The organism is Bradyrhizobium sp. STM 3843 (assembly GCF_000239815.1).
Lineage (GTDB): Bacteria > Pseudomonadota > Alphaproteobacteria > Rhizobiales > Xanthobacteraceae > Bradyrhizobium.
Window position 1 is genome coordinate 1 of record NZ_CAFK01000346.1, and the last position, 9,879, is coordinate 9,879.

The window sequence follows — 9,879 nt, forward strand, 5'->3', positions numbered from 1 at the left end:
CCGCGTAGGCCGAGACGAAATTCTGCTGCCAATCGGCCGGCGGGCCCTGGTCATAATGGCGCTGGAGCGCGGCACCGTAGTCCTGACTGTCGTCGCCGAACACGGCACGGCACGCCTCGAGCTTGCCGGCATCGCGCACCAGCACGTCCCAGAAATAATGGCCAACCTCGTGGCGGAAATGACCGAGCAAGGTGCGATAGGGCTCGCCCATTTCGAGCCTGCGCCGCTCGCGCTCGATATCATTGGCCTCCGCGAGCGCGATGGTGATGAGTCCGTTGTCGTGGCCGGTCAGGACCCGCTGATGGCTGTCAGGACCGTCGGCCAGGAAGTTGAAGATCAGGCCATGCTGCGGGTCTTCGATCCGCGTCTTCACCGGCAGCTGCCAACGGATCAGCGAATAGAACAACCGGTGCTTGGCCACCTCCAGCTCCCGCCAACCGGCGAGCTGAGCGGGGTCCGAGAGATTCGGAATGGTGCCATTGTGACGACAGGCGCGACAAAAGCCCGCGCTCTCGCCTGGTTCGAGCAGCCAGTTGCAGACATCATGCTCGGCGTTAGCGCAGAAGAAGCGGCCGTCCGTGTTGTCCGCCAAGGTCCGAAAGCCGTTGGCCGCCGGCTCGATCGCCGACAGGATCTGCCGCTCCGGCATGAACGCAAGTTGATGGCCGCAACGCTGGCAGACGCGATTTTCGAAATAGAGGATGTTCTGACAGGCCTGGCAAACGAACAGCTTCACGGCGTACTCCCAGCGCGTTGCGGTTGTTCAGCGCCTGACGACGCCCGACCCTATCAGTCGTTCCCGGGGGAGCCGGAACTTTTTCTGCAGCCCCACGTTCTCATCACGCGCCGACGTCGACCGGCTCGCCTTCATCTGCAGATCGATTGACCTTCCTCCATCCCAATGTTGCCACGCTCCCGCTTCACCGCCGGTCCATTGCTCAAAGTGATTGCTGGCTCCAAGACCGATAACGCAGGTGCCAATGACCCGCCCGGACGCTCCTCATGACGTCCTGCACGATCACGATCCCGGTGGCGCTGCCACGGCCGAACTCCGCCAGCACCTCGAAGAGCTCGCCCGCGACCGCGACGAAGCCTACCATGCTTTGCAGGCGCGCGAGGCGGAGCTTGCGCGCATCCAGCGCATCGGCCGGGTTGGCGGGGTCGAAGTCGACCTGCGCGACGGCTTCCGCAATCGCCGCTCGCCCGAATATCTGATCATTCACGGCCTGCCCCCGGAGGCGGCCAACGAAACCCATGAAGACTGGGTCAAGCGGCTTCATCCTGAGGACCGCGCGCAGGCGGAACAGCAGTTCATCAATGCGGTGAAGGGCACCGCTGAAGACTACACCGCCGAATACCGCATCATCCGCCCCAATGACGGCGAGGTCAGGTGGATCCGCGTGATCGCAGAGATCGAACGCGACCGGAGCGGCCGCGCGCTGCGCCTGGTCGGCGCGCATATCGACATCACCGACCAGATGCTGGCCCAGGCCAAGCTGCGCGAAAGCGAGCACCGCTTCCGGCTGATCGCCGATTCCGCGCCGGTGCCGATCTGGGTGACCAAGCTCGATCGCACCCGCTCGTTCGTCAACCAGGCCTATGTCGACTTCCTCGGCCAGCCTTACGAGGACGCGCTGGTGTTCGACTGGCGCAAGGTGCTGCATCCCGACGACCTGCCCCGCATTCTGACAGAGCAGATCGCGGGCGAATCCTCGCTGAAGCCATTCGTGCTGGAGGCGCGCTATCGCCGCGCCGACGGCGAATGGCGCTGGCTGCGCTCGGAATCGCAACCGCGCTGGGACCCGACGGGCAAGCATGTCGGCTTCATCGGCGTTGCCCATGACATCACCACGGCCAAGCAGGCCGAGATCGAGCTGCGGCGCATCAACGAGACGCTGGAGCAGCGCATCAGGGAGCGCACCGCGCAGCTCGAAGCCAACGAGGCGCGGATGCGCGCCATCTTCGAGACCAGCAATCAGTATCAGGCCATTCTCGACGTCGCCGGCAATGTTCTGCACATCAACAAGACCGCGTTGACCGGCATGGGCGCGGACGCCGGCAACGTGATCGGCCAGCCGTTCTGGGACGCGCCGTGGTTCATCACCACCAACGGCGTGCCCGACATCGTGCGCAAGGCGTTTACCGCCGTGCTCACAGGCGAGACGGTCCGCAGCGAGATGCGTCTGCAATTGCCGAGCGGCGAGCGCCATTTCGAATTCTCGATGCGTCCGCTGTTCGACCAGCATGACGCGATCACCGGCGCGGTCGCCGAGGCCGTCGACATCACCGAGCGCATCCAGGGCGAGGAATTGCTCCGGCAGTCGCAGAAGATGGAGGCGGTCGGGCAGCTCACCGGTGGGGTCGCGCACGACTTCAACAATCTGCTCACGATCATCCGCTCGGCCACCGACTTCCTGCGGCGGCGTGATCTGCCTGAAGAGCGGCGCCGCCGCTATGTCGATGCGATCGCCGAAACGGTCGAACGCGCCTCCAAGCTGACGGCGCAGCTTTTGGCCTTTGCCCGGCGCCAGCCGCTGACCCCGCAGGTGTTCAATGTCGGCGAGCAGGTGGAGAACGTCGCAGGACTGATCCGCCCACTGGTCGGAAGCCGCATTCTGATCGACGTCGCGGTGCCCGACCGCCATCTGTTCACGCTCGCCGACGTCGCGCAATTCCAGACCGCGCTGATCAATCTCGCCGTCAACGCGCGCGACGCGATGGAGGGAGAAGGCCAGCTCCAGATCGCGGTGCGCCGCGCCGACCTGATCCCTTCCCAACGCGGCCAGCCGCCGCGGCCAGGCGCCTTCATCGCGATCTCGGTGACGGACACCGGCTCCGGCATCGCGCCGGAGCACCTCACCGCGATCTTCGAGCCGTTCTTCACGACCAAGGAGGTCGGCAAAGGCACCGGCCTCGGCCTCAGCCAAGCCTTCGGCTTCGCCAAGCAGTCCGAAGGCGACATTGCGGTGGCAAGCCGGCCCGGCCAGGGCGCGACCTTCACCATCTATCTCCCGCAGGCAGCAGCGCCGCAGACCGACGCCGAGGCGAACGCGATCCGCAACGAACCGGCCACCATCGGCCGCGGCTATCGCGTGCTCGTGGTCGAGGACAATGACGAGGTCGGCCGCTTCTCCACCGAGCTCTTGGAAGATCTCGGCTATGTGGTCCGGCGCGTCGCCAATGCCAACGACGCGCTCGCGATCCTGGCCCAGGACGAGTTCGCAGTCGATCTCGTCTTCTCCGATGTGATCATGCCCGGCATGAACGGGGTCGAGCTCGCGGGCATCATCCGCGAGCGCTATCCCGGCCTGCCCGTCGTTCTCACCTCGGGCTACAGCCATGTGCTCGCGGAGAACGCCCATCGCGGCTTCGAGCTGATCAAGAAGCCGTATTCGGTGGAATCGCTGTCGCGCATCTTACGCAAGGCAATGGCGGAGAAGCCGTCCTCGCGCTGAGTGGCGCAAGCCGTCGTTCCCGAGCCGGAACCAAACGTGCGCGCTGACGTTGCTTTGCGATATCTCTTTCAAGCGCGAAAGTCCGATGCGCTCCCTTCGCTCCCGGCTGTCAGCCCTCTGGATCATGCTGGCAATCTCCGGCGTTGCGACCGCTTACCTTCTGATCGAGTCCTACCAGCAATCATCGAACGCGCGCGTCGCGCGTGCGGAGGATCTCGTGCTGCGCGGCTGCCGTGACATCGCCGACCGCTATCAGGCCTTCGTTGCCGGCCGGAGCGGCGCGCAGGTCGACGACGCGCTGAAACAACAGCTGCTCACCGAGGTCCAGGCCGCGCTCGCCAATGAGCCCGGCGTCGAAGGCGGCATCTGGCAGGCTGACGCCGGCTCGCTCGCTTATGCTTTTCCGACCTATGAAGGCACCGGCCCTAAGACTGATCTTCCCGTCGCCGAGCTGAACACGATCCGGCAGGTCAATGCGGAAGCCGTGCAAAGCGGCCGTCCTGCAGTGATCCGCCAGCCCGGCCGCTCGCAGACGCTGATCGTCCACGCCTGTCCTCTGCAAGGTCCCCTGCCGCACGCGACCGCCTGGACCATGACGCGCGCGATCACGGCGGAAGGGCCGGCCTATCATCATTTGCTGGCCGGCCTGACGGTGCTCGCGCTCACCATCTTCGGCTCGGCGCTGTGGCTGGCCTGGGTCTTATACGCCTGGTCGCGCCGCATCGCGCTGCTGGAAGTCACGCTCGGCAAGCCGCACGATCCGGCCGATCTACCGCGCCTGCCACATACCGGCGAGCGCGAGCTCGACAGGCTGGTCGATGCCGTCAACGACGCCGGCGGCCGGCTCGCATTGGAGCGCCGGCGCGCGGCGGCGGCCGAACGGCTTGCCGCGGTCGGACGATTATCGGCCAATCTGGCGCATGAGATCCGCAATCCGATCGCAGCGATGCGGTTGAAGGCGGAGAACGCCCTCGCCGCGCGCGACGAGATGCGAACGACCTCCGCGCTCGAGGCGATCCTGCGGCAGGTCGCGCGGCTGGACGCGCTGCTGCGCGACCTGCTCGAAATGACCCACACGGGGCAGCCTAAACTGCGGCCGGTCAATCTCTCAGCCTTCCTGCAGGCGACGGTCGAAGCCCATCGCGAGCTTGCCGATCGGAAGGGCCTTGCCCTGCGCGCGGAGACCGACCAGCCCGCTGGCCGGTCCGTGCAGTTCGATCCGGGCCAGGTGCAGCGCGCACTCGACAATCTGATCCTGAACGCGATTCAGAACACGCCTTCAGGCGGTGAGGTCGTCGTCGAAGCGGCGCGGCGCGATGACCGGCTGCTGCTTCGGGTGACCGATACCGGCGCAGGCATCAGCGCTGAGATCAGGGACCGGCTGTTCGAGCCTTTCGCGTCCACCCGCGCAGAAGGCACGGGCCTTGGTCTCGCGATCGTGCGCGAGATTGCGCGCGCCCATCGCGGCGAGGCGCAGCTCACCGAGACCCCAACAGGCACCCGTTTTGAGATCGATCTGCCATGGCAACCGTCCTGATCGTCGATGATGATGCGGCCTTGCGCGAGGGCCTCGCGGAGACACTGACCGATCTCGGCCATCTGGTTCGCACCGCTGCGTCAGGCCGCGAGGCGCTGGCCGCGGTCTCGCAGGATACCGATGCGGTGCTGCTCGATCTGCGCATGCCCGGGGGCATGGACGGCATCGAGGTGCTGAGGCGGATCCGCGCGCGCGAGGATGCGCCGCCGGTCATCGTGCTCACCGCCTATGCTAGTCCGGACAACACCATCGAGGCGATGCGGCTCGGCGCCTTCGACCATCTGGTCAAACCGATCGGGCGTGAGGCGCTGAGGTCCCTGCTCGAGAGCCTGCCGCCACGCGCTTCGCCCGACTCTGTCCAGACCACGATCACAGCCGAAGGCCTGATCGGATCGAGCGAAGCGATGCGGCGCGTCCAGAAGCAGATCGGGCTCGCCGCGGATGCAGAAGCCACCGTGCTGATCCGCGGCGAAACCGGCACCGGCAAGGAGCTGGTCGCGCGCGCGTTGCACGTCCACAGCCGCCGCAGCCACGCTGCTTTCGTCGCGGTGAATTGCGCGGCGATCCCGCAGGAGCTGCTCGAGAGCGAGCTGTTCGGTCATGTGAAGGGGTCTTTCACCGGGGCCGCCGCCGATCGCGCCGGCGCATTCCGTGATGCCGGCGATGGCACGCTGTTCCTCGACGAGATCGGCGACATGCCGCTGGCGATGCAAGCCAAGATCCTGCGCGCGCTGCAGGAGCGCGTGATCACGCCGGTCGGCGGCAAACCGGTGCGGGTCGGCGCCCGCGTGGTCGCAGCGACGCATCGCGACCTGGCCAGGCTCGTTGCGTCAGGCGATTTCCGCGAGGATCTCTATTACCGGCTGAATGTGGTGCCGATCGAGCTGCCACCGCTGCGCGATCGAACCGACGACATCGTCCCGCTGGCAGAGCATTTCCTGTTGCTGGCGACAGCCGGGCGCTCGCCGCCGCGGCTTGCGAGCTCCGCCATCGAGAAGCTCCGCCAATATTCCTGGCCCGGAAATGTACGTGAGCTCAGGAACGTGATCGAGCGCGCCTGCGTGCTGACGCGCAGCCCCGTGCTTGCCGCCGAGGATCTTGACCTCGGTGGTGCGACGCTCAGTGTGGATGATGACGAAGCTGTTGCCTCGAGCGACCTGCCGACGGCCGTGGCGCAGCTTGAAGCGCGCATGATCCGCCGCGCGCTCGAGGCTTGCGCCGGCAACCGCACCGAAGCGGCGCGTCGCCTCAACATCAACCGGCAGCTGCTCTACGCCAAGATGCAGCGTTATGGCCTCATCGACAGCGAGGCGTCCGGAAATCCGACGGCCGCCGTCGCGAAAGGTGACGATTAGGCCGCCCCACCCCGCTGCAACCTCTTGAATTTCCACGCCCGGCTGCCTGGCACGGCGGTTGCGAAGAAACCTGGGTCAACGCCCCCAGGAGAACAGCATGCATTGGATTGACCCCGACAGCCTGCCCGAAGTGAGCGGCACCGTCGAACGCTTCGTCCTCAATCCTCATGGCGAGGTCGATGGCTTCGTCATGACCGGCGCAAACGGCGCCATCCTCGTTCACACACCCCCGCATATGGAGGACGAGCTGACGCGGCACGTCCAACCCGGCGACCGTGTCCATGTCCATGGTGTGAAACCGCGCGGCGCCGATCTGCTCGCGGCGGTGGCAGTCACCGCGAAGGACGGCCGGCGCATCATCGACCAGGGGCCGGATCATGAGCGCGAGCATCCGCATCATGGGCATCTGAAGATGGAAGCCGAGGGGACGGTGCGGCTGTCGCTGTTCGGTCCGAAGGGCGAGCTCCGCGGCGCGCTACTGAGCGACGGCACGGCGGTGCGGATCGGTCCCAAGGAGGCCGAAGAGGTCGCCGACCTGCTTGCGCCAGGTGCCCGGCTTGCGGTGCGCGGCGACGGCATCGAGACCCGTTTCGGCCGGGTCATCCATGCCAAGGAGGCCGGCAAAGCGCCGGACGCGCTCAAGCCGCTGAAGCACGGCAAACCGGACAAGCACGGTCCGAAGCACAAGCACGGCGGACCCGGCAAGCCCAAGCACGACCCAAAGCACAAGCCGAAGCGCGACCACGATCATGATGCGCATGCCTGAGGTGGCGTGCGGAGAGCCGAACACCAGCACCAAGCGACCGAGACCAGCCATGTCGCAGGACGCCAATGCGAAGACGCGCGCCGGCCATGCGCTCGACGCCGCCAACTTCTTCCTCGCCGACGTGCGCGACGGCCTCGGCCCCTATCTCGCGATTTATCTGCTCACCGAGCAGAAATGGGACGAGGCCTCGATCGGCGTGGCGATGTCGGTGGCCACGATTGCCGGCATCCTCGCCCAGACCCCGGCCGGCGCGCTGGTTGACGCGACCAGGACCAAGCGGCTGGTGATGGCCACCGCTGCTGTTGTCGTCACCGTGGCCTCGCTGCTGCTGCCGGTGATGTCGGGCTTCTGGCCGGTGACGATCTCCCAGAGCATCGCGCATGCGGCCGGCGTGATCTTCCCGCCGGCGATCGCCGCGGTCTCGCTCGGCGTGGTCGGTCACCGCGCCTTCACCGCACGGATCGGCCGCAACGAAAGCTTCAATCACGCCGGCAATGCCGTCGCGGCGCTCATCGCCGGCGCCGCCGCCTATGCGCTCGGGCCAACGGCGGTGTTCTATCTGATGGCTGTCATGGCCGCAGGCAGCCTCGCAAGCTTGCTGCTGATCCCGGAACGCGCGATCGATCACGATCTGGCGCGTGGGCTGCAGGCACGACAGCAGGGCGCCGATGATGAGACCGGAAAGCAGCCTTCAGGGCTCAGCGTCCTCCTCACCTGCCGCCCGTTGCTGATCTTTGCGATCTGCGTCGCCCTGTTCCACCTTGCCAACGCGGCGATGCTGCCGCTGGTCGGCCAGAAGCTCGCGCTGCAGGACAAGAATCTCGGCACCAGCCTGATGTCGGCCTGCATCGCCGCCGCGCAGGTGGTGATGGTGCCGATGGCGATGCTGGTCGGCCGCAAGGCCGACGGCTGGGGCCATAAGCGCTTCTTCCTTGCCGCGCTTGCGATCCTGCCGCTGCGCGCCGTGCTCTACACGCTGTCCGACAACAAGGCCTGGCTGGTCGGCGTACAGCTGCTCGACGGCATCGGAGCCGGCATTTTCGGCGCCATCATGCCGGTGATCGTCGCCGACCTGATGCGCAATACCGGCCGCTTCAACGTGGCGCAGGGCGCAGTCATCACCGCGCAGAGCATCGGTGCAGCGCTGTCGACCGCGCTGGCCGGCCTGGTCGTCGTAAAGGCCGGCTATAGCGCGGCGTTCCTGGCGCTTGGCGCGATCGCTGCGGTCGGATTGGCGGTCTGCTGGCTGTGGCTTCCGGAGACGCGGGATACCGTCGCCGCGACGGACCGAAACCGGCAGACACCGCCGTCGCCTTCCGCTATCGCTGCCGAATGACCCCTCCTGTCGAAACCTTGCACTGACCAATGCCTTCCCACGAGATCCTGCTCGCCTGGAGCATCATCCTCCCCGCAACCGCCGGCGTGATCATCCGACCCTTCCGCTGGCCGGAGGCTATCTGGGCCGCAGCCGGCGCGATCGCCCTGGTGGCGCTTGGCCTGCTGCCGCCCAACGATGCGCTGGCCGGCATCCGCAAGGGTGTCGACGTCTATCTGTTCCTGATCGGCATGATGCTGATTGCCGAGCTGGCCCGCCGCGAGGGCCTGTTCGACTATCTCGCCGCCTACGCGGTCGAGCACGCGCGCGGCTCGCCACAGCGGCTGTTCCTGCTCGTCTATGCGGTCGGTACGCTCGTCACCGTGCTGCTCTCCAATGACGCCACCGCGATCGTGCTGACGCCGGCGGTCTATGCCGCCACCCGCGCCGCCGGCGCCTCGCCGTTGCCTTATCTGTTCGTCTGCGCCTTCATCGCCAATGCCGCGAGCTTCGTGCTGCCGATCTCCAACCCGGCCAATCTGGTCGTGTTCGGCGCGCGCATGCCGCACCTTCTGGACTGGCTGCGCCAGTTCACCCTGCCCTCGATCGCTGCCATCGTGCTGACCTATGCGGCCCTGCGGTTGACCCAGCGCCGCGCGCTGAACGAGGAGACGATCAGGGCTGACGTCGAGAAGCCCCATCTCAGCCATGAGGGCCGGCTCGCCGCGCTCGGCATTCTCGCCATCGCAGCCGTGCTGCTGACGGCATCAGCGCTCGATGTCCAGCTGGGATTGCCGACCTTCATCTGCGGCGTGGTGACCGCCGCCGCGATCCTGCTGATCAGCCGGCAATCGCCCTGGCCGATCGTCAAGGGCGTGTCCTGGGGCGTGCTGCCGCTGGTCGCCGGCCTGTTCGTGATGGTGGAGGCGCTGGGCCGGATCGGCGCGATCGGGCAGCTCAGCGACTGGCTGCATCAGGGTGTGGCGCAGTCGCCGGCGGGCACCGCCTGGGCCTCCGGCCTCGTCACCGCGATTGCCACCAATATCGCCAACAACCTGCCGGTCGGCCTCGTCGCGGGGTCGGTGGCGGCCAGCGACCATCTGCCGCGCCAGGTGATCAGCAGCGTCCTGATCGGCGTCGACCTTGGCCCCAACATCTCCGTGACGGGATCGCTCGCCACCATCCTGTGGCTGACCGCGCTGCGCCGCGAGAAGATCGAGGTCAGCGCCTGGCAGTTCCTGAAAATCGGGCTCATCGCAACGCCGCCAGCACTGTTGGCAGCACTGGCGGCCGCGATGTGGTGAGGCCGACACATATCGATCGAAATGAACTCAATCGATCACGACGCGACTGGGTCCCGGCTCAGCGGAGCAGCACTGCGTGCTGCACCGCGTCCGGGACACGAGCGCTGCGCCACCGAAAGAGTGCGGCCGAGGCCTCGCCCCATCACA

At 66.8% G+C, this 9,879-nt stretch carries 7 protein-coding genes; 6 read left to right on the forward strand and 1 reads right to left on the reverse strand.

Features of this window, described 5'->3' with window-relative positions; genetic code table 11:
• A partial coding sequence (locus tag BRAS3843_RS38105; protein WP_035984170.1) for a putative zinc-binding metallopeptidase occupies window positions 1-736 on the reverse strand: 736 nt, incomplete at its 3' end.
• 244 nt (window positions 737-980) lie between these two features.
• On the opposite strand from BRAS3843_RS38105, the gene BRAS3843_RS38110 reads away from it, so the two are divergent.
• From BRAS3843_RS38110 to BRAS3843_RS38135, 6 genes are all read left to right on the forward strand, one after another.
• Entirely contained in the window at window positions 981-3,455 is a 2,475-nt protein-coding gene (locus BRAS3843_RS38110; protein WP_008974648.1) for a PAS domain S-box protein, read from the forward strand.
• 85 nt (window positions 3,456-3,540) lie between these two features.
• Window positions 3,541-4,992 (forward strand): HAMP domain-containing sensor histidine kinase, encoded by a 1,452-nt coding sequence (locus BRAS3843_RS38115; RefSeq protein ID WP_008974649.1) that lies wholly within the window; start codon window positions 3,541-3,543, stop codon window positions 4,990-4,992.
• Window positions 4,977-6,347: a sigma-54 dependent transcriptional regulator gene (locus tag BRAS3843_RS38120; protein ID WP_008974650.1), complete on the forward strand. Its 1,371-nt coding sequence runs from the start codon at window positions 4,977-4,979 to the stop codon at window positions 6,345-6,347. Before BRAS3843_RS38115 ends, BRAS3843_RS38120 begins: the two co-directional genes overlap by 16 nt.
• Window positions 6,348-6,444: 97 nt before the next feature.
• Window positions 6,445-7,113: a hypothetical protein gene (locus BRAS3843_RS38125; RefSeq protein WP_008974651.1), complete on the forward strand. Its 669-nt coding sequence runs from the start codon at window positions 6,445-6,447 to the stop codon at window positions 7,111-7,113.
• 49 nt (window positions 7,114-7,162) lie between these two features.
• Window positions 7,163-8,449: an MFS transporter gene (locus BRAS3843_RS38130; protein ID WP_008974652.1), complete on the forward strand. Its 1,287-nt coding sequence runs from the start codon at window positions 7,163-7,165 to the stop codon at window positions 8,447-8,449.
• Between the two features lie 29 nt (window positions 8,450-8,478).
• A complete protein-coding gene (locus tag BRAS3843_RS38135) occupies window positions 8,479-9,732 on the forward strand; it encodes an arsenic transporter (RefSeq protein ID WP_008974653.1) in 1,254 nt (417 codons plus the stop codon).
• The last annotated feature ends 147 nt before the right edge of the window (window positions 9,733-9,879 follow it).

Bases quoted from the DNA above. Each gene is read 5' to 3' on its own strand.
- BRAS3843_RS38115 (WP_008974649.1), top strand. From the start codon at position 3,541: ATGCGCTCCCTTCGCTCCCGGCTGTCAGCCCTCTGGATCATGCTGGCA.
- BRAS3843_RS38120 (WP_008974650.1), top strand. From the start codon at position 4,977: ATGGCAACCGTCCTGATCGTCGATGATGATGCGGCCTTGCGCGAGGGC.
- BRAS3843_RS38110 (WP_008974648.1), top strand. From the start codon at position 981: ATGACCCGCCCGGACGCTCCTCATGACGTCCTGCACGATCACGATCCC.
- BRAS3843_RS38135 (WP_008974653.1), top strand. From the start codon at position 8,479: ATGCCTTCCCACGAGATCCTGCTCGCCTGGAGCATCATCCTCCCCGCA.
- BRAS3843_RS38125 (WP_008974651.1), top strand. From the start codon at position 6,445: ATGCATTGGATTGACCCCGACAGCCTGCCCGAAGTGAGCGGCACCGTC.
- BRAS3843_RS38130 (WP_008974652.1), top strand. From the start codon at position 7,163: ATGTCGCAGGACGCCAATGCGAAGACGCGCGCCGGCCATGCGCTCGAC.